Raw genomic sequence first — 18,937 nt, 5'->3', positions numbered from 1 at the left:
AGAAAAATGCGCGACACCTAGCCGCGCAGGTAGGGAAACTCCGCCTCCGGACGCCGACCGCTGAGCAGGTCGGCAAGCGCCGCCGCCGACCCGCAGGCCAGCGTCCAGCCCAGCGTGCCGTGTCCAGAGTTGATGTAGAGGTTCGGCACCCGCGTCCGGCCGATGATCGGCAGATTGGACGGCGTCACCGGCCGCAGCCCCGTCCAGTACTCGGGTTCGCCCGCCGGCCGCAAATCGGGGAATATCTCCAGCGTGCGATCAAGCAGGGCCTGGCAACGCACGGCGTTGAGCGAGCGGTCGTAGCCGTTGAATTCGGCCGTTCCGGCGACGCGCAGGCGTTGGCCGAGGCGCGAGAAAACGATTTTGTGGCCGTCGTCGGTCACGCTGACGGTCGGTGCGACGCTGTCGTCGCGCAACGGAATCGTCGCCGAGTAGCCCTTGCCGGGATAGATCGGCACGCGCACGCCCACCGGCGCCAGGAGGAAGACCGACTCGCAGCCGAGCGCAACGACGTAGGCGTCCGCCGTCAGCAACTCGCCATCGGCAACCACCCCGGCGATGCGCCCGCCCGCCAAGGCCAGGCGCTCGATGGTTTTGCCGTAGCGGAAGGTGATGCCGCGTGCGGCGCCCAGCGCCGCCAGGTTTTGCGTAAAGCGGTGCGCATCGCCCGATTCGTCGGCCGGCGTGAAGTCGCCACCGACGATCTGCGGATGAATCTTCGCGAGAGTCGGCTCAATGGAGAGGCAGGCGTCGGCGTCGATCGTATTGCGCTCGCAACCGAACTCGCGCATGACGGCCGCCGCTTCGACCGCGCCGGCAAAATCGCGGCGGTCGGTGTAGATGTGCAGGATGCCGCGTTCAAGGTGGTCGTAGGTGATGCCGGTGGCGGCGCGCAGGTCTTGCAGACGGCTGCGGCTGTAGAGCGCCAGCGAAACGATGTCGCGGATGTTGGCGCGGGTCCGCGCCGGCGTGCACTCGCGCAGGAAGCGCAGCCCCCAGGAAAACAGGGCCGGGTCCCAGCGCAGGCGGAAAAGCAGCGGCGCATCTTCTCGCCCCATCCACGACAAGGCCAGTGCCGGCGCATGCGGATTCGCCCAGGGTTCGGCGTGCGAAACGGAAATCTGTCCACCGTTGGCGAAGCTGGTTTCGAGTCCGGCCGCCGCTTGGCGGTCGACGACGGTAACATCGTGCCCGGCTTCGGCCAGATACCAGGCGCTGGTCACTCCAACAACACCGGCACCGAGAACAAGCACTTTCATGACGACTTAACCTCTCTCCCTGGCGATGCGCACAACCTCCTGCAAGCGTCGCAGACTGCGCATGAGGCGAGCCAGATGCACACGATCCGCGACCTGTACGGTGAAGTGCAGCGCGGTATAAAGACCCGGCGTCTTTTCGTCCATGCCGACGCCTTCGATGTTCGAGCCCGACTCCGAGATCGCGGTGGCGATGCGACCGAGCACACCACGCACGTTCTCGACGGTGACGCGGATGCGTACTTCGAAGAGACGCCCGGCTTCCGGCGCCCATTCGACGTCGATCCATTTCTTCGGATCGCTGCTGCGCGACTTGCGGATCGTCGGACAGTCGTGCGAATGGACGATCAAGCCCTGTCCCTTGCGAATCGAACCGATGATCGGATCGCCGGGAATCGGCTGACAGCACGGCGCGATCTGTACCGCCATGCCCTGTGCGCCGCGAATGACGAGAGACGCACGCGGCACGCCTCCCGTGGGCGGCGGCGACTCCTCGTTCGCCAGCAGGCGCCGCGCGACGACGGCGGCGAGACGCCGGCCGAGGCCGATGTCGGTGTAGACCTCCTTCATCGAGCGGCTGCCGGATTCGCGCACCAGACGCTCCCAGCTGACCACCGGCACCTCAGCAGGCGCCACGCCCAGCCCGCGCAGTTCCTGATCGAGCATGCTCTCGCCGAGCGCCGCCGATTCCTCGTGCTGCATGGTCTTCAGGAAGTGCCGGATCTTGCTGCGCGCGCGCCCGGTTTTGACGTACGAGAGCCAGGCTGGATTCGGATTGGCGTGTGCGGCGGTGACGATTTCGACCTGATCGCCGTTGGTCAGCTCGGTGCGTAGCGGCATCAGCTCGTAGTTGATGCGCGCGGCGACGCAGCGATTGCCGATATCGGTGTGCACCGAATAGGCGAAGTCGACCGCCGTCGCCCCACGCGGCAAAGCCATGATCTTGCCCTTCGGCGTGAACACGTAGACCTCGTCCGGAAAGAGGTCGACCTTGACGTGCTCGAAGAACTCGGCCGAATCGCCCGTCGTGCTTTGCAATTCCAGCAGCGATTGCAGCCATTTGTGCGTACGCATCTGCAAGTCGGCGCCGCTTTGCTCGCTATCCTTGTAGAGCCAGTGCGAGGCGACGCCTTCCTGCGCCAGATGGTGCATCGATTGCGTGCGGATCTGCACCTCGATCGGCGTGCCGTGCGGGCCGATCAGCGTCGTATGCAGCGACTGGTAGCCATTGCCCTTGGGAATGGCGATGTAATCCTTGAATTTTCCCGGCACCGGCTTGTACAAGGCGTGTAGCGCGCCCAGTGCGAGGTAGCAGGTCGGCACGTCCTTGACGATGACGCGAAAGCCGTAGATGTCGAGCACCTGCGAAAACGACAGCCGCTTGTCCACCATCTTGCGGTAGATCGAATACAGGCTTTTCTCACGACCGAAGACCTGTGCCTCGATATTCGCCTCGCGCGCCCGGCCGCGAATGCCGTCGAGGATGCGCGTCAGCAGCTCGCGCCGGTTGCCGCGTGCGGCGCGCAAGGCTTTGCCCAGAACGAGCGCGCGCTGCGGGTGAATGTGCGCGAAAGAGATGTCCTGAAGTTCGCGAAACAGCTTGTTGAGGCCGAGACGGTTGGCGATGGGCGCGTAAATTTCCAGGGTCTCGCGCGCGATACGGCGGCGCTTGTCGGGGCGCACGGCGCACATCGTCTGCAAGTTATGCAGGCGGTCGGCAAGCTTGATCAGCACGACGCGCAAGTCGCGCGCCATCGCCATCAGCATCTTGCGGAAGTTCTCGGCCTGCGCTTCCTGATACGACTGGAACTCGATCTTGTCGAGTTTGGAGACGCCGTCGACCAGTTCGGCGACGGCTTTGCCGAAGCGCGTGCTGATCTCGGCCTTGGAGACCTCGGTGTCCTCCATCACATCGTGCAGCAGGGCGGCGATCACCGCCTGCGCGTCCATGTGCCATTCGGCCAGCGCGCCGGCAACGGCGAGAGGATGGGTGACGTAAGGCTCGCCGGACAACCGCGTCTGGCCCCGGTGCGCGATGCGGCTGAAGTGGTACGCCTCGCGGATCAGGCCGATTTCGTCAGGCTTGAGGTAATTGAGGCTGTCGATGAAGACGCGAAACGCCGGGTCTTCTTCCGCCAAGGCCCGCGCTGCGGCAGCGGGAGCATCAAGCGCACCGTCGGGCGTTACCGGCGACGGGCCAGATTGGGGCGACAGGGGCGAAGCGGGGGAGGAAACAGACGCAGAAACAGACTCAGAAGCAGGCGGAGAAGCGGGCGCCGGCGAGGTGGCAGGAACCGGCGCAGAAGCGGCGGGTGCAGCAGAAGCAGCCTGCTCAGGAGGAACGCCGGCCGCAGCAAGAGCGGCCGGCCCGGCAGGCGCGGCGGACGGAGTCGATAGGGGCGGTTCGGAACCTTCCCGGTTCATTATCGCTACCCGTGCGGCCCGCCCGCGGGATCAGGCCTGTCCCCGGTTGAGAATCTCGACGCCGAAGTGGCCGGCCGCCAGCTCGCGCAGGGCAATGACCGTCGGTTTGTCGCGGTCGGGCTCGACCATCGGCGTCGCGCCGGAAGCGATCTGACGCGCGCGATACGTCGCCGACAGCGTCATCTGAAAGCGGTTGGGGATTTGGTGCAGACAATCGTCAACGGTTACTCGTGCCATAGCGATACCTTGGAAAATTCAGAACAGGCTGGCAAACAGCCCGGAATGGCGCTCGGACTGGGCAGGCCAGCCAAGCCGCGAGGAGCGAACGACCGACGCCAAGTCTTCAAGAGCGTCGGCAAGGTCTCGATTAATAATAACATAGTCGAATTCGGCGGCATGGCGCATCTCCTCTTGTGCCGCCGCCAGGCGCCGCGCGATCGTTTCGGCGCTGTCGGTACCTCGCCCCCCCAGGCGACGCGCCAGTTCTTCCAGAGACGGCGGCAGAATGAAGACGCCGATCGCCTTGGGAAAGAGCGTGCGCACCTGCTGCGCGCCCTGCCAGTCGATCTCCAGCAGCACGTCGCGCCCGGCCGCCATTTCGGCATCGATCCATGGCTTCGACGTGCCGTAGAAATTGCCGTGCACCTCTGCCCACTCGAGGAACTGCCCCGCCTCGATCATCGCCCGGAAGGTCGGCACGTCGACGAAGTTGTAATGGACGCCGTCGACTTCGCCAACGCGCGGCGCGCGCGTCGTGAATGACACCGACAAACGGATACCCGCATCGCGCTCAAGCAACAGCCGCACCAGCGTCGTCTTGCCCGCCCCCGACGGCGCGGCGACGATGTAAAGATTACCGGCCATGAGCCTCTCCTGCCCTCGGCCGAACCAGCGCACCTGCCGCGCATGCAGCCCAGGGTGAGGAACACCGCCCCCCTGCCGCCGCCATTGAAAAAGATAGCCGCACGAAGTGACTCCTTGCGCAAAGCGGGCATTTTACCAGTTCGGAAAGCCCGTCCCCTGAGCCGTGTAGACGCCGGGCGACGGGATGCGCATCGAGCCCCGGCGCGGGCTAGTCGATATGACTATTTTCTTGCGCGCACCAATCAGAGCACGCGCCCGTCATTGCAGACTGTGCGCCCGAAAGTACTCTGTCCAGAACGGACTCTCCCGTACCATCAACGCCAGTTTTTGCCGCATTGCCGCCAAATCATCGACTTGACCGAGGCCGACCTTGCATTCGATCAATTTCAGCATGGCCAATGCATGGTCACTGCGCAGGGTAAGGACGTTTTCGAACGTTTCTTTCGCGCGCTGATAGTTCCCGAACTTGATATCGGTATTGTGCAGAAAATTCATTTCAAGGTTGATGCCATAGGCAATCGACTCGATTTGCCCCGGCGAGAAATCGTTCGTCTCGACCACGCATTTTTTATAACCCGCCAGTCGAATATCACCTTTGATAAAGCCAGCCTCCTTGGCCTTGATATACATTTCACTCCCCGCCAGAGGTGTCGCCACATTGATCCGATACCAATTGGCGTTCAGACCACGCAAGAACTCCCGCGTATCATCGATATCTTCCAGCGTCTCGCCGGGCATGCCAAGAATGATATTGCAATCGGTATAAATCCCCAGATCGTGGCAATCCTGCACAACCCGGTTGGTAATGGATAGCTTGAGCGGCTTTTTCATCGCCTGTTTCAGCACCCGCTCGCTCCCCCACTCGACAGCCAGGGGCAGCTGCCTGACGCCTGTCCGGTATAGCTCTTCCAGCATCGGACGATCCAGAGCGTAAAGCGCAAGCGCATTCGGAAAAAAACAGGCCAGATTCAGCTTTTGTGCAATCTTGAGGACTTCGGCCGCCCAGTTATTGTCCCAAAGGAACATGTCGTCTTCAATCACCAAGATATTTGGCGAATATGTTTGCGACAAGGCTGTCAACTCTGCCTCGATACGAGGAATGGAAAAACTGCGCATTTTCCGACCATGAACGGCGTGAGCAGAGCAGAATGTGCAATGAAACGGGCAGCCCCGACTGCCCATGAATGTAATGTAATTGGTTCGGTCACCCACCGAGGTGTACGCCTTGATGGTTGGGTTACGGTGATAATCTTGCAAAGCGATGCAGGAGTAATCCAGATACGGTATTTCATCAAGCTCGTCGATGAACTTATGCTGATACACCGTGCCGGCCTTCAGGTTATGCAAGGTAATCCACTGGCTCGACTGATCGCAATACGCCTTTTTATCTTCAGCCGCCATCAACTCTGTCAAAGCCAACTCGCCCTCGCCGAAGCACAGCGCATCAAACGCTTCCGGCGCATCCTCGAACAGCTCCTGGTACATCGTCGTGGGGAGATTCCCCCCGCAAATCCGGAACGCCCCGGGGAACATTTCTTTAGCGACCCCGGCCAGATCGATAAGATTCTCATACCCGGTAATGAAAAGTGAAGAAAAGCCGATCAGATCCGGGACGAAACCGGACTCCTTGACGGCGGCCAAGACACTGCAAAACCACTCATGAAACGATTCCGCATGGGCGTCATGCCAACTGTGATGAATTTCCGTATTGAAATCGATAACCCTGACCTCAGCGGCACATTTCTCCTTCAGCCAGGCGCTGATTGTCAGCACGCCGAGAGGAACGTCCGTAACCAGCACCCCATATCGTTTGCCATTAGGGTGCGTCCAGAACTTGCTGTTATCAGAAGGATTCGAAAATGCTTGAAAGGTAATGTTCGGTGGAGCAATCAAAAGACATTTAGGTGCCGCTCACGAATCTCCACAATTGATTGGTAACACGGCGCCGGGGCTATCACTACCGAACACAGAGCGTCTGGAGGCTTGGCGCGAACGCCACAAACTCACGTAACGCTGCACGCCACATGGACCCGCAGGCTGATCAGCGGCAAATCTACCATCTATTTCGCACGGCAGGACGAGATACAAAAAAGCCCCGAAAAGCGGGGCTCGTGTGGTTTTATTCTCGCCGCCTCATGCGGCCTGAAACTTCATTCGAGATTCTGAATCTGCTCGCGCATCTGCTCGATCAGCAGCTTCAGATCCATTGCCGTTTGCGAAACCGCGCTGAGAACGGACTTGGAGCCGAGGGTATTGGCTTCGCGATTGAGCTCCTGCATCAGGAAATCGAGCCGCTTGCCGGTCGCGCCGCCGGCCTTGAGTACGCGCTCGACCTCGTCGAGGTGCGTCGTCAGGCGCGCCAGTTCTTCGTCCACATCGATGCGTGCGGCGAACAGAACGAGTTCCTGCCGCACCCGCTCATCGTCGACCGAGCCGAGCGCGTCGAGCAGGCGCTGGCGCAATTTGTCCTGAAACGCCGCCTGCGCCGCCGGAATCAGCGGCGTGACGAGGCGCACATGCTCGCGAATGCGCGCGACGCGCTCGCGAATGACGTCGGCCAATTTGGCGCCCTCCCGCTCACGCGACGCGGTGAAATCGTCGAGCGCCTCGCGTAGCAAGGCCAGCGCCTCAGGCACCAGCGCTTCGACGTCGAGCGAATCGTCACCGAACATGCCCGGCCAGCGCAGCACCTCGCCGACCGACAGCGGCGCGGCGTGCGGTAGCGCGGCACGCACCTGCGCGTCGAAATCCGCCAGCCGCGCGAGCAGTTCGCCGCTCAACGCCTGCGGCACGGCCTTGGTCGCCGCCGGGATGAAATTGAGGCGGCACTCGATCTTGCCGCGCGACAGGCGCGCCGAGATCAACTCACGCAGCGCCGGCTCGGCGACGCGCAACTCCTCGCATATGCGGAACTGGAAATCGAGGTAGCGGGAATTGACGCTCTTCAACTCCAGATGAAGAGAACCACACTCGACATCGCGCGTGCGCGCGGCGTAACCGGTCATGCTGAAAATCATGGGGAATCCGAAAAGGAAGCTACGAAATAGGGAGGCAACGAAAAGGCACGCGCAGGCACCAAGCAGGCCGCGTCGCCAGGCGACAGACGCGTTCGCACGGCAGCGCAGGAAGCCGGATAATAGCCGCTCACTTCTCCACGCAACAAGCCACCACTCACTCCTCGCTCACGACAGGAAATCATGCGTCCCAGCCAACGTCAGCCTGCGCAATTGCGCGCACTTCGCCTCACCCGCCAGTTCACCCGTCACGCCGAAGGTTCGGTACTCATCGAGATCGGCGATACCCGCGTCTTGTGCACCGCGAGCGTTGAAGAGAGCGTGCCGCCCTTCCTGCGCGGCAAAGGCCAGGGCTGGGTGACGGCCGAATACGGCATGCTGCCGCGCGCCACGCACACACGCGGCGCACGCGAAGCCGCCAAGGGCAAGCAAAGCGGCCGCACGCAGGAAATCCAGCGCCTGATCGGCCGCTCGCTGCGCGCCGTCGTCGATCTCGCCGCGCTCGGCGAACGCCAGATCACGCTCGACTGCGATGTGCTGCAAGCCGACGGCGGCACGCGCTGTGCCGCCATCACCGGCGCCTGGGTGGCGCTCGCCGACGCCTGTGCCGGGCTGGTCGCCAGCGGCAAACTGCCGGCAAGCCCGCTGCGCGATCAGGTGGCCGCGGTGTCGGTCGGCATTTTCAATGGCGTTCCCGTGCTCGACCTCGACTACGCGGAAGACTCGCACTGCGATACCGACATGAACGTCGTCATGACCGGCAGCGGCGGCATCGTCGAGATACAGGGCACCGCCGAAGGCGCCCCCTTCTCGCGCGCCGAAGCCGACTGCCTGCTCGACCTTGGCGCCACCGGCATCGCCCAGCTGATCGCCGCGCAACGCGCCGCCCTGAACCAGAGCGCGCTAGCATGAAGCTCGTTCTCGCCTCCAACAACGCGAAAAAGCTCGGCGAGCTGCGCGAGATCCTCGCCCCCGCCGGCTGGGAACTGATTGCGCAGGGCGAACTGGGCGTCAGCGAAGCCGAAGAGCCCTACGCGACCTTCGTTGAAAACGCGCTGGCGAAAGCCCGCCACGCCGCCCGCGCAACCGGTCTGCCGGCGCTTGCTGACGACTCGGGACTCTGCGTCGACGCACTCGGCGGCGCCCCCGGTGTGCACTCCGCCCGTTACGCCGGCGAACCGAAGTCCGACGCGCGCAACAACGAAAAGCTGCTGGCCGAACTGGCACAGCACAGCAATGGCGACGCGTCGGCCTCGCGGCGTGCGCGTTTCGTCTGCGTCATCGTCTTTGTGCGCAGCGCCGACGATCCGCAGCCCTTGATCGCCGAAGGCGAGTGGATCGGCGAGATTCTACCGGCGCCAACCGGCGGCGGCGGTTTTGGCTACGACCCGCTACTGTGGATCGCCGAGTGTCAGGCCAGCGTCGCCGAATTACCCGCCGCCGAGAAGCACCGCCGCTCGCATCGCGGGCAGGCGCTCGCGCGTCTCCTCGAACGCCTGCGCGAACGCGGCTGATGGCGGCGAGCCGGCAAATTCCCGCACCAGACGTCCGCAGCACGGCGGGCGGCACCACGCCGCTGCCGCCTCTCTCGCTGTACGTACATTTTCCGTGGTGCATCAAGAAGTGCCCGTACTGCGACTTCAATTCGCACGGCGTGCGCGAAGCGATTCCCGAGGCAGCGTACGTCGCCGCGCTCATCGCCGATTTCACGGCCGCGGCGCCGGCCCTGGCTGGGCGGCCGATCCGCTCGGTGTTTTTCGGCGGCGGTACGCCAAGCCTCATGTCGGGCGAGGCGGTGCATCGCCTGCTCGACGAACTGCGCCAACAGGGCGCGCTGGCCGACGACGCGGAGATCACGCTCGAAGCCAATCCCGGCGCAGTGGAGGCGGCGCGCTTTCGTGCCTACCGGGAGGCCGGCGTCAATCGCCTGTCGCTTGGCATCCAGAGCTTCTCCGCGGCACAGTTACAGGCGCTCGGCCGCGTTCATAAGCAGGACGAAGCCCGTCGCGCCATCGAGCTGGCCGCCCGCCACTTCGCCAATTTCAATCTCGACCTGATGTACGCACTGCCCGGCCAGCGTGTCGACGAGGCGCTGGCCGATCTGGAAACGGCGCTCACCTTCGCGCCGCCGCATCTTTCCTGTTACCAGCTGACGCTGGAGCCGCACACGGCTTTTGCCGCCGCGCCGCCGGTGCTGCCCGACGACGACACGGCGGCAGCCATGCAGGAGGGCATCGAGGCGCGACTCGCCGCCGCCGGTTTCACGCACTACGAAACCTCGGCCTTCGCACGCCCCGGACGGCAGTGCCGGCACAACCTCAATTACTGGCACTACGGCGACTACCTCGGCATCGGCGCGGGCGCGCACAGCAAGCTGAGCTCGCTCGATGACGCCGGCCAGCTACGCGTGCTGCGCCAGGTGCGCTGGGCGCAACCGGCGCGCTACCTGTCCGAACTGGCGCCGGTCGACGCACGTGCCAGCACCGGCGGCAGCGCAGATGCCCCCACTCCCCGCCAGCCACTGGCCGAAGAATTCACGGTCGCCGCCGCAGAGCGGCCATTCGAATTCATGATGAACGCGCTGCGCCTCAATGAGGGCTTCGCGGAAAGCCTGTTCGCCGAACGCTGCGCACTGCCGCTCGCGCAGATCGAGGAGGCGCTCAGGCGGGCGGAGCGGGAGGGCTTGCTGGAACGCAGCGGCGGACGCATTGCACCGAGCGCGCGTGGCCGCCGCTTCCTCAACCGGCTGCTCGAAGGCTTCCTCAGCGACGACTGAGCAGGCGCTCACTCGTCGTCGCCGTCGAGCGCCTTGATCAGATCGAATAGCCGCCGGTAAAAGTCGGTCGAAGTGACCGTCTCCTCGCCTACCTTGACGAGCGAATCCTTGTCCGCCGCCCACGGCAAGGACAGCGAACCAATCGCCGAGACGCTGACGCCGGCGCTGCTGCCCTTCGATTTCATCTCGAATTCCGTCTCCAGCGCATTGGCGTAGATGGCGGTTCCCAGATTGCTCGGCAGGCAGACGAGCGTGATGGCCAGCCGGCTCGCCTTGTCGGGGGTTGGCCGGAAATACTTCTCGCCCTGGATGTTCGTCGGCTTGCTGTCATTGACCTGATAGCCCTGGCTCAACAAGGCACGTTTGGCGACTTCGCACGCGGCTGCCGGCGCCTTGCTGCTGTAGTACTGGAACGGCGTATCGCTGGGAAAGGTTTCCGCCTGATAGGCGTGCGTTTCCTTCACCGAACTGCACGCGCCAAGCAGGGCCAAAGCGCAGCCGGCTGCGGCCAGTGCTGCCATGGACCGTAATCGCATACTCATCGGCAATCATCCTCAAAAAGCACAGGCGCCACGCATGCGGCGCCTGACGACAAATCGCCATCCCCCGCGCTAACGCGGCAGACGGTCGAGCGCCTCGTTCAGACGGCGCTGAATATCCTGCGTTGGCCGCCCCTGCACCTCGGCCAGACGCAACTCGCGCAGCAGATCAGCCACTTGCCCCGGCGTGCTGGCGGCCGGCGCGCGACCGCCATTGCCCGCCTCGGCAGCACCTGCGGAAGCCGGCTTGGCGACCGGTGCACTCGACTGCAATTCGGCACGCTCGCTGCCGACCTGACCGCGCCGGCCGGTGATGACCAGCGTTCCCGGCGTTTGCGGCAAGGGGAACGGGCGCCGCGCCGCCTGCGGCGTGGGTGTCGTGTTCTGACGGAAGGTATTTACCGCCGCGAAGAATTTCTGCCGCAACTCGTCGGTAGGCCGCCCCTCAGCCTGCGCCTGTCGCAATTGCCGCAGCAGCTCGTCGATTTCGCCGGGAGCGCTGACGGAACGGCTGACCGGGCCAAAGCTCTCCTTTGGCGCGCGCGCGGCGATGGCGAATTCTTCCGGCGTCGAAATCATCCGTCCCAGACGCAGGTGGTCATAGCGCATCGCCAGGGTCAGCGCGCTGTCGCCCCAATCGTTCTTGGCCTTGGTATCGGCGCCCGCTTCGAGCAGCGTTTTTGCCAGCGACTCGCGCCCTTCACGCGCGGCGAGCATCAGCGGCGTCGACGCATTGGGCGAACGCGCATCGATCTTGGCGCCACGCTCGATGAGGAACTGCGCCACCTTCTCCTGACCATTGAACACTGCGTAATGCAGGGCGCTCCATTGCAGGTCGGGACGATTCAGCGTCGCGCCGTGATCGAGCAACCATTGCACCGCCGGCAGATGGCCGTTCCAGGCCGCCAGGAGAAGTGCCTGCTCGCCCGCGCGATTGGTCTGGCGCACCGTCGCCCCTCGCTCGACGAAGAGGCTCATCATCGGAATATCGCCGTTCCACGCGGCGATCATGAGGCCGGTGCCGAGGCGGTCGGCGATGAAATCCGGACTCAGACCCTCATCGAGCCAGCGCTTGACGGTGCGCACATCACCGCGCTCGACCGTCACGCCGAACTCGATCGGATCGGGCGCCGCCGCCTGCGCCGCCACGGGCAGGAACGCAAACGTCAGCAAGGCCGCCAGAGCGATACCGCATCGGCGCAAACAGTGGCCGAACCATCCCCGCCCGCCGTTAGGCCCGCCCGCCACCGGCATCGCCGCGAGGCCTGTCCGTGTTGCCATCCTGAGAATGTTCATCGTCGCTCCGCCTTTTCGCTCAATGCCCGGCAGATACCGCCGCTGCCATGGCCTTGCTGGTTTTGATGCACAATACCGCGCTCATGCCCTTACGCCTTGCCCTCGCCCTCGCGCTCTCGGTAACGCTGCACGCGGCGATTTTGCTCGCCGGCGCGATCCACCGGAAGGCGCCCCCACCGCCGACTGTTACGCTGGAAGCGCGGCTGCGCCCGCCCGAAGCGCCCGCCGAAGCGCTCCTCAAGAACACGCTCGACGCCACCGCTAAAGCCAGCAAAGCCGATACGAGCGCCCCCCCACCGGCCACGCCGCCCGAGCCGCCGCCCGTCGCGCGCGCGCCCGCCAAAGACGCGACGGCAGCGCCACCCAAACCCGCCCCCGCCTCGAGCCGTCGCGAAGCGCGTCCCGAGCCGTCTGCGAACGAGGTACGCGCGGCGCAGAAGAAGCTCGCCAGGCACCAGTATTACCCGCCGGAAGCCATCGCCGCCGGTCTCGAAGGCGAAGTGCGGGTCTTGCTCACGCTCGACGCCGACGGCGCGATCAGCGACGTCCAGCTCGCGGCCAGTTGCGGGCACGCGATTCTCGACAACGCCGCCCTGCGCGCCGTCTGGGCGATGGGTTCGCTGCCGGGAAGCCACCGCCGCGAACTGATACTGCCGGTGGTATTCCGTCTGCGCTAGCCGCCGGCGAATCGTCGGCACACGCGGCAGGCCCGGCACACCCGATACGGCACCGCGCTCACTCGGCCACTGGCAGACTGCGCTTGCGGAAGACGACATCCCAGATACCGTGCCCGAGGCGCAGGCCACGCTGCTCGAATTTGGTGAGCGGACGGTAATCCGGCCGCGGTGCGAAGCCCGCCGCCGTGTTCTCGAGACGCGGCTCGCCGGCCAGCGTTTCGAGCATCTGCTCGGCGTAGTTTTCCCAGTCCGTGGCGCAGTGAATGTAGCCGCCCGGCATCAAGCGGTCGGTCAGCAAGGCCACCAACGGTGGCTGAATCAGGCGACGCTTGCGATGACGCAGCTTCGGCCAGGGATCGGGGAAGAACACATGCACTCCCGCCAGCGAGTCGGGCGCGATCATGTCGCGCAAGACCTCGGCCGCGTCGTGCTGGATGATGCGCACGTTGCCAAGGCCGCGCTCGGCGATCAGCTTGCACAGACTGCCAACGCCCGGCGTGTGTACTTCAACACCAAGAAAATCGTGGTCGGCGCGGGCAACCGCGATGGTCGCCGTCGTTTCGCCCATGCCAAAGCCGATTTCGAGAATGCGCGGCGCGCGACGACCGAACAGCGCGTCAAAATCGAGCTGCGCCGGTGCGTAGTCGACCCCGATCTTCGCCATCATGCTGTCGCGGTAGCGCTGCTGCGCGTTCGACACGCGTCCCTGACGCAGGACGAAACTGCGCACCGGGCGCTGCATCAGCGACGCCGTATCGGCCGACACGGCGGCAGCGCCATCGCTGGCGGGCGTCGAGGCATCTGCGGCGTGGCCCGCGACGGGCCCTGCTTCCTGATCCATTTTTTGGCCTGCTTTGGGGCGCATGTCCTGAGCCGCTGCGTTACCCGGCGCAGCGTCGGTCGGCGAGGCGCGCAGCTGGCTGGCGGCGGTAGAGTCGTCTTGAGTCGTCATGGTCAGGAACCAATCAGGCCAGTGGTCGGCGACGAGGGGTCGGCCGAGTAGAACTTGCGCGCCATGCGCCCGGCGAGGAAGGCTTCGCGGCCAGCCTCGACCGCCTTCTTCATCGCCGACGCCATCAGCACCGGGTCCTGCGCGTGCGCGATGGCGGTGTTCATCAGCACGCCGTCGCAGCCGAGTTCCATGGCGATGGCCGCGTCCGAAGCCGTGCCGACGCCGGCGTCGACCAGCACCGGCACCTTCGCCGCGTCGAGGATCAGGCGCAGGTTCCACGGATTGACGATGCCCATGCCGGAGCCGATCAGCGAGGCCAGCGGCATGATCGCAACGCAGCCGATGTCTTCGAGCATCTTCGCCTGGATCGGGTCGTCGGCGCAGTAGACCATCACCTGGAAGCCTTCCTTGACCAGCGTTTCGGCGGCCTTCAGCGTTTCCGGCATGTTCGGGAACAGCGTCTTCGGGTCGCCGAGGACTTCGAGCTTGACCAGTGCGTGGCCGTCGAGCAGTTCGCGCGCCAGACGCAGCGTGCGCACCGCGTCGTCGGCGGTGTAACAGCCGGCGGTGTTGGGCAGGATGGTGAACTGCGACGGCGGCAGGAAATCGAGCAGGTTCGGCTCGCCGGCGTTCTGGCCGATGTTGGTGCGGCGGATGGCGACGGTGACGATCTCGGCGCCGGAGGCGTCGATGGCGGCGCGGGTTTCGGCGAAATCCTTGTACTTGCCGGTGCCGACGAGCAGGCGCGAGCGGTATTCGCGACCGGCGATGACGAGCGGGGTAGCAGTGCGGTTCATGGTTTTTCCGGAAGGAAGCAAATAAACGGGGCGCGTTGCGCGCGAAATTGGGGAAGCGCCGAGAATGTCGCGCCCATCGGCGCGATCTCGCTCAGCGGTCAGAAGACAGGTGATCTGCGATAGCGCATCGACACATTCTGGCAACTAATAGCAGCGACAATTTTCGCGCCGGCACGAGGCCGTCGGCGCTCGGCAAACGGGGCGCAGATGCGTCCCACCCGGCTGGCCGCCGCACAGCGCGTACCGACAGCCACCGCCCTCAGCCACCGCCGACCGCGACGACGATTTCCAGCCGGTCGCCCTCGGCGAGAGGCGTCTCGGCGTAGCGACTGCGCGGCACGATGTCGCCGTTTTTTTCGACGGCAATGCGCTTGCCGACAAAGCCCAGCGTATCGACCAGGCCGGCAACGGTCAGCGGTTCGGGAAAGGGGCGGGTTTCGCCGTTAATGACGAGGTTCATGGCGGGCGATTCTATCATCGCCCGCTCCCGACGCACGGCCCCGCCGGGAGCGGGCGCTGCCCTCTCGGCGGCGATTCGAGGATAATCCGCGGTCTCTACGCATTGTTTGAGGAGTTGCCATGCCCGTGCGTTTTCTTCGTCGCCGCCTCTTGCCGGCGCTGCTCGCCAGCCTGCTTGCCGGATCGGCCAGTATCGCCCTGGCCGACATCAAAGTCGGCGTGATCGCCTCATCGACCGGTGTCACCGCTGTCGTCGGCATCCCCCAGAAGAACACGATTGCCTTGCTGCCGAGCGAAATCGGCGGACAGAAAATCGATTACGTCGTCCTCGACGACGCCTCCGACCCAACCAACGCTGTCACCAACCTGAAAAAGCTGCTCGCCGAATACAAGGTCGATGCGCTGATCGGTCCGACGACCTCGCCGGCGGCGCTGGCCATGCTCGACTTCGTTGCCGAAGCGAAAACGCCACTGATCACGACGGTCGGTTCCTCGGCACTGGTGACGCCGATGGACGACAAGCGCCACTGGGTATTCAAGACGACGCAAAACGACGACCTCATCGCCGAAGCCGTCGTCGCCCACATGCGCGCCACGCACGTGCGCAGCATCGGTTTCATTGGTTTTAACGATCCGTACGGCGAGAACTGGTACAAGGTGTTCGCGCCGATGGCGGAAAAAGCCGGCATCCGCATCGTCGCCAATGAGCGCTTCACGCGCACCGATCCGTCCGTCACCGGGCAGGCGCTGAAGCTCCTCGCCGCCCGCCCCGATGCCGTTTTCGTCGCGGCCACCGGCGGCCCGGCGGTACTGCCGCAAACAGCGCTTGCCGAAAAAGGCTACAAGGGACGCATCTACCAGACGCACGGCGTCGCCACCAACGACTTCATCCGCATCGGCGGTGCCCGCGTCGAAGGCACGCTGATGGCCGGCGGACCGATGCTCGTTGCCGACGAACTGCCGGCGAGCAACCCGATCAAGGCCGTCGCGCAGAACTACATCAAGCTCTACGAAGCAAAGTACGGCGCCGGCACGACCTCGACCTTCGGTGCCAACACCTGGGACGCCGGCCTGCTGCTGCAAAAGACCATTCCCGAAGCGCTGAAGAAAGCGAAGCCGGGCACGCCGGAATTCCGCGCCGCGCTGCGCGACGCGCTGGAGCAGACGCGTGAACTCGTCGGCGCACAAGGCGTCTTCACCATGTCGCCGCGCAACCACAACGGCATGGACAGCCGCGCCCGCCTGATGATGACGGTCAAGGACGGGCACTGGATTCCGCTGCCGTGAGCGCACTCGAGCACTACGACGACGAACTGGCGCGGCTAGACCGCGAAATGGCCTACTACGCCGCCATCTGCGGCGTCGACCTGAGCGACCATGAAGCCGTCGAGGAATGCCTGCGCCACCCGCAAGACAACTGGCCGGAGGACAAGGCCCGCGAATCCCTGCGCGGCCTGATTCTGCTGCGCGTGAAGATCGAAGGCGAAATGCTCGACGACGGGCAAGTCGCCAAGGACTTCAATGGCTGGTAGCCGCCGTTGGTGACGGCAGGTCGATAAAAAAAGCGAAGGGCCGGAAATTCCGGCCCTTCGCTTTGCTGTCTGGAGCGGGTGAAGGGAATCGAACCCTCGTATAAAGCTTGGGAAGCTTTCGTTCTACCATTGAACTACACCCGCGAGGCCGCCATTCTATGCGGCGCCACCGATCACCACAAGCGTGCGCCGTAGCGCGGGCGGACACCTTTCGCGTCAACCAAGACGTAGGCTCTGCCGCCTACGAGGGCGGCAGAGCGGCGTCGGCACAAACGGAGTCCTCGTGCGGACTGTGGAGTTACTGCGCCGGCTCGGCCAGGGCGCGGTAGCGCCCGGCATGGAAGACCAGCGGCACGTGCGCATCCCCCGTCGCAAAGCGCTCGACGCGGCCGATGAAAACAAGGTGATCGCCGCCTTCGTGGCGAATTTCGTTGGCGCACTCGAACCAGGCACAGCAGCCGTCGAACAGCGGCGCGCCGCCGAGTCCTTGCCGTGGTTCGAGTCCCGCGAAGCGTTCGGGATCGCGGCCAGCAAAACGATCCGATAGCGCCTGCTGATCGACCGCCAGCACGTTGACGGCGAAATGCGAGGCAGCGACGAAATCTGCCAGTCGTGGCGAATTCGCCGACAAGCTCCAGACCACCAGTGGCGGATCGAGCGATACCGAGTTGAAGGAATTGACCGTCAAACCAATCGGCTGGCCGTCTGCGCCACGCGCCGTGACGATGGTTACGCCGGTGGTAAAGCGGCCAAGCGCGTGCCGGAACGCTCGCGAATCAAAATCGGCAACGGGGGAGGTCGAAGAAGGCATCGGGTAGTCCACACAAAACGGTTGAAATCGACACGTGGGGCCAGGCGGTGCGCAGCCAAAAACGCCGGAACACCGCCGCCGGAAAGCCTCTGAGCGAGGCCGCGCAAGGGCCGGGAAGAGCAACAGCGCATGCTAGAATCGCCCGTCCAAAACGGCTTCCGGGAGTCATTGCAATGTCAGGAAACACCGGCGCGGCAGCGCCTTCGGCGAATGCGGCGCAAACCGCCAGCGCATCGGCCATCGACGCTTCCCGCGCCGTCGCGCCGGGACCGCTTGGCTCGCTCGGCACGCCCTTGAGTCCGTCGGCCACACGCGTGATGCTGCTCGGCGCCGGCGAACTCGGCAAGGAAGTGATTATCGCTTTGCAGCGACTGGGTGTCGAGACGATCGCCGTAGACCGTTACGCCGATGCCCCCGGCATGCAGGTGGCGCACCGCGCGCATGTGGTGACGATGACCGACGGCGCCGCGCTGCGCGCGATCATCGAAGCCGAGCGCCCGCATCTGGTCGTTCCCGAGATCGAAGCCATCGCCACCGACATGCTGCAGGAGATCGAGCGCGAGGGCATCGCCGAGGTGATTCCGACGGCGCGCGCGACGCGCCTGACGATGAACCGCGAAGGCATCCGCCGCCTTGCCGCCGAAGAACTCGGCCTGCCGACCTCGCCCTACGCCTTTGCCGATTCGCTCGACGCGCTGCGCGCCGCCATCGACGGTAGCGAAGGCCGTCCGGGTATCGGCTTCCCCTGTCTGGTCAAGCCGGTGATGTCCTCGTCGGGCAAGGGCCAGTCGCTGCTGCGCAGCGCCGACGACGTCGAGAAGGCGTGGAACACCGCGCAGCAGGGCGGCCGCGTTGCCGGCGGGCGCATCATCGTCGAAGGCTTCATCGACTTCGACTACGAAATCACACAGTTGACCGTGCGCGCCGTCGGCGCCTCGGGGGCGGTGGAAACCTTCTTCTGCGAGCCGGTCGGCCATGTGCAGGTGGCCGGCGATTACGTCGAATCCTGGCAGCCGCAGGCGATGAGCGCCGTCGCGCGGCAGCGCGCACGTGACATCGCCGGCGCCGTGACCGCCAATCTCGGCGGCCGCGGCCTCTTCGGTGTCGAACTCTTCGTCAAGGGCGACATGGTGTGGTTCTCGGAAGTCAGCCCGCGCCCGCACGACACCGGGCTGGTCACGCTGGCGACGCAGCGCCTCTCCGAATTCGAACTGCACGCCCGCGCCATCCTCGGCCTGCCGGTCGACGTGACGCTGCGTGCGCCGGGCGCCTCGGCGGTGATCTACGGAGGTGTCGACGCCAGCGGCATCGCCTTCGATGGAATTGCCGACGCGCTGGCCGTACCCGACAGCGATCTGCGCCTCTTTGGCAAACCGGAGAGCTTCGTCAAGCGACGTATGGGGGTCGCGCTGGTGACCGCCGCCGATACCGACGAAGCGCGCCGTCGCGCCAAGCTCGCCGCGAGCCGCGTTCAGCCGCGGGCACGATGAAGGCGGTGCAGCGTTCGCACGGCTGGCGCTGGCGCGCCCTTGCCTTGGGC

19 protein-coding genes and 1 tRNA gene are annotated in these 18,937 nt (G+C 64.9%); 7 read left to right on the top strand and 13 right to left on the bottom strand.

The genetic code is table 11. From position 1 onward, the window contains the following. Positions 1–17 precede the first annotated feature (17 nt). The 6 genes from GHK24_RS06375 to GHK24_RS06350 form a co-directional block, all read right to left on the bottom strand. A complete protein-coding gene (locus GHK24_RS06375) occupies positions 18–1,259 on the bottom strand; it encodes a D-amino acid dehydrogenase (RefSeq protein ID WP_153470759.1) in 1,242 nt (413 codons plus the stop codon). 6 nt (positions 1,260–1,265) lie between these two features. Continuing rightward, positions 1,266–3,395, bottom strand: coding sequence for a RelA/SpoT family protein (locus tag GHK24_RS06370; protein WP_228384570.1), 2,130 nt, complete (start codon positions 3,393–3,395; stop codon positions 1,266–1,268). A gap of 315 nt (positions 3,396–3,710) precedes the next feature. Next, positions 3,711–3,917, bottom strand: coding sequence for a DNA-directed RNA polymerase subunit omega (gene rpoZ, locus GHK24_RS06365; RefSeq protein ID WP_153470752.1), 207 nt, complete (start codon positions 3,915–3,917; stop codon positions 3,711–3,713). An 18-nt stretch (positions 3,918–3,935) separates the two neighbouring features. Then, the gene (gene gmk / locus GHK24_RS06360) at positions 3,936–4,544 is read right to left on the bottom strand and encodes a guanylate kinase (RefSeq protein ID WP_153470748.1); all 609 of its coding nucleotides are present in this window, start codon (positions 4,542–4,544) and stop codon (positions 3,936–3,938) included. A 258-nt stretch (positions 4,545–4,802) separates the two neighbouring features. Continuing rightward, entirely contained in the window at positions 4,803–6,344 is a 1,542-nt protein-coding gene (locus GHK24_RS06355) for a B12-binding domain-containing radical SAM protein (protein WP_194286387.1), read from the bottom strand. A gap of 350 nt (positions 6,345–6,694) precedes the next feature. Next, positions 6,695–7,561, bottom strand: coding sequence for a YicC/YloC family endoribonuclease (locus GHK24_RS06350; protein WP_153470740.1), 867 nt, complete (start codon positions 7,559–7,561; stop codon positions 6,695–6,697). Positions 7,562–7,741: 180 nt separating this feature from the next. Between GHK24_RS06350 and rph the strand changes: the two genes are divergently transcribed. From rph to hemW, 3 genes are read left to right on the top strand one after another with little or no spacing between them, the layout of a single operon-like run. Next, the gene (gene rph / locus GHK24_RS06345; protein ID WP_153470736.1) at positions 7,742–8,470 is read left to right on the top strand and encodes a ribonuclease PH; all 729 of its coding nucleotides are present in this window, start codon (positions 7,742–7,744) and stop codon (positions 8,468–8,470) included. Then, a complete protein-coding gene (gene rdgB, locus GHK24_RS06340; RefSeq protein WP_153470733.1) occupies positions 8,467–9,072 on the top strand; it encodes an RdgB/HAM1 family non-canonical purine NTP pyrophosphatase in 606 nt (201 codons plus the stop codon). Before rph ends, rdgB begins: the two co-directional genes overlap by 4 nt. Continuing rightward, positions 9,072–10,334 carry a radical SAM family heme chaperone HemW gene (gene hemW / locus GHK24_RS06335; RefSeq protein WP_153470730.1) on the top strand — a complete coding sequence of 421 codons (1,263 nt, stop codon included), beginning with the start codon at positions 9,072–9,074 and terminating at the stop codon, positions 10,332–10,334. The genes rdgB and hemW overlap by 1 nt, the downstream gene beginning before the upstream one ends. 8 nt (positions 10,335–10,342) lie before the next feature. Here the strand turns inward: hemW and GHK24_RS06330 are convergent, their stop codons facing one another. Together GHK24_RS06330 and GHK24_RS06325 are read right to left on the bottom strand one after the other, a co-directional pair. Beyond that, positions 10,343–10,855, bottom strand: a complete 513-nt coding sequence (locus GHK24_RS06330; RefSeq protein WP_228384569.1) for a DUF2242 domain-containing protein — start codon at positions 10,853–10,855, stop codon at positions 10,343–10,345. Between the two features lie 90 nt (positions 10,856–10,945). Then, positions 10,946–12,169: an ankyrin repeat domain-containing protein gene (locus tag GHK24_RS06325; RefSeq protein ID WP_228384568.1), complete on the bottom strand. Its 1,224-nt coding sequence runs from the start codon at positions 12,167–12,169 to the stop codon at positions 10,946–10,948. Positions 12,170–12,216: 47 nt separating this feature from the next. Here GHK24_RS06325 and GHK24_RS06320 point away from each other — a divergent pair, with 47 nt between their 5' ends. Further along, complete coding sequence (locus GHK24_RS06320) at positions 12,217–12,846, top strand: energy transducer TonB (protein WP_153470724.1); 630 nt, start codon at positions 12,217–12,219, stop codon at positions 12,844–12,846. Positions 12,847–12,904: 58 nt separating this feature from the next. Here the strand turns inward: GHK24_RS06320 and trmB are convergent, their stop codons facing one another. From trmB to thiS, 3 genes are all read right to left on the bottom strand, one after another. After that, positions 12,905–13,588: a tRNA (guanosine(46)-N7)-methyltransferase TrmB gene (trmB, locus tag GHK24_RS06315; protein ID WP_228384589.1), complete on the bottom strand. Its 684-nt coding sequence runs from the start codon at positions 13,586–13,588 to the stop codon at positions 12,905–12,907. A 212-nt stretch (positions 13,589–13,800) separates the two neighbouring features. Further along, on the bottom strand, positions 13,801–14,595 hold the full coding sequence (locus GHK24_RS06310; RefSeq protein WP_153470721.1) for a thiazole synthase: 795 nt from the start codon (positions 14,593–14,595) through the stop codon (positions 13,801–13,803). Between the two features lie 259 nt (positions 14,596–14,854). Next, positions 14,855–15,055 (bottom strand): sulfur carrier protein ThiS, encoded by a 201-nt coding sequence (gene thiS / locus GHK24_RS06305; protein WP_153470718.1) that lies wholly within the window; start codon positions 15,053–15,055, stop codon positions 14,855–14,857. 119 nt (positions 15,056–15,174) lie between these two features. Between thiS and GHK24_RS06300 the strand changes: the two genes are divergently transcribed. After that, positions 15,175–16,341 carry an ABC transporter substrate-binding protein gene (locus GHK24_RS06300; protein ID WP_153470711.1) on the top strand — a complete coding sequence of 389 codons (1,167 nt, stop codon included), beginning with the start codon at positions 15,175–15,177 and terminating at the stop codon, positions 16,339–16,341. Beyond that, positions 16,338–16,586, top strand: a complete 249-nt coding sequence (locus GHK24_RS06295) for a hypothetical protein (RefSeq protein ID WP_153470708.1) — start codon at positions 16,338–16,340, stop codon at positions 16,584–16,586. The genes GHK24_RS06300 and GHK24_RS06295 overlap by 4 nt, the downstream gene beginning before the upstream one ends. Positions 16,587–16,656: 70 nt before the next feature. Here the strand turns inward: GHK24_RS06295 and GHK24_RS06290 are convergent. Both GHK24_RS06290 and GHK24_RS06285 read right to left on the bottom strand, forming a co-directional pair. Beyond that, positions 16,657–16,730, bottom strand: a tRNA-Gly gene (locus GHK24_RS06290). 154 nt (positions 16,731–16,884) lie between these two features. Further along, entirely contained in the window at positions 16,885–17,397 is a 513-nt protein-coding gene (locus GHK24_RS06285) for a flavin reductase family protein (RefSeq protein WP_153470705.1), read from the bottom strand. A 173-nt stretch (positions 17,398–17,570) separates the two neighbouring features. Between GHK24_RS06285 and purT the strand changes: the two genes are divergently transcribed. Continuing rightward, positions 17,571–18,887 (top strand): formate-dependent phosphoribosylglycinamide formyltransferase, encoded by a 1,317-nt coding sequence (gene purT, locus GHK24_RS06280; protein WP_153470701.1) that lies wholly within the window; start codon positions 17,571–17,573, stop codon positions 18,885–18,887. The last annotated feature ends 50 nt before the right edge of the window (positions 18,888–18,937 follow it).

Origin of the sequence: Rhodocyclus gracilis, from assembly GCF_009617575.1 — a bacterium.
Classification (GTDB): Bacteria; Pseudomonadota; Gammaproteobacteria; order Burkholderiales; family Rhodocyclaceae; genus Rhodocyclus; species Rhodocyclus gracilis.
Note: the sequence above shows the minus strand (reverse complement) of the source record. Positions and strands in the feature narration are given on the sequence as shown.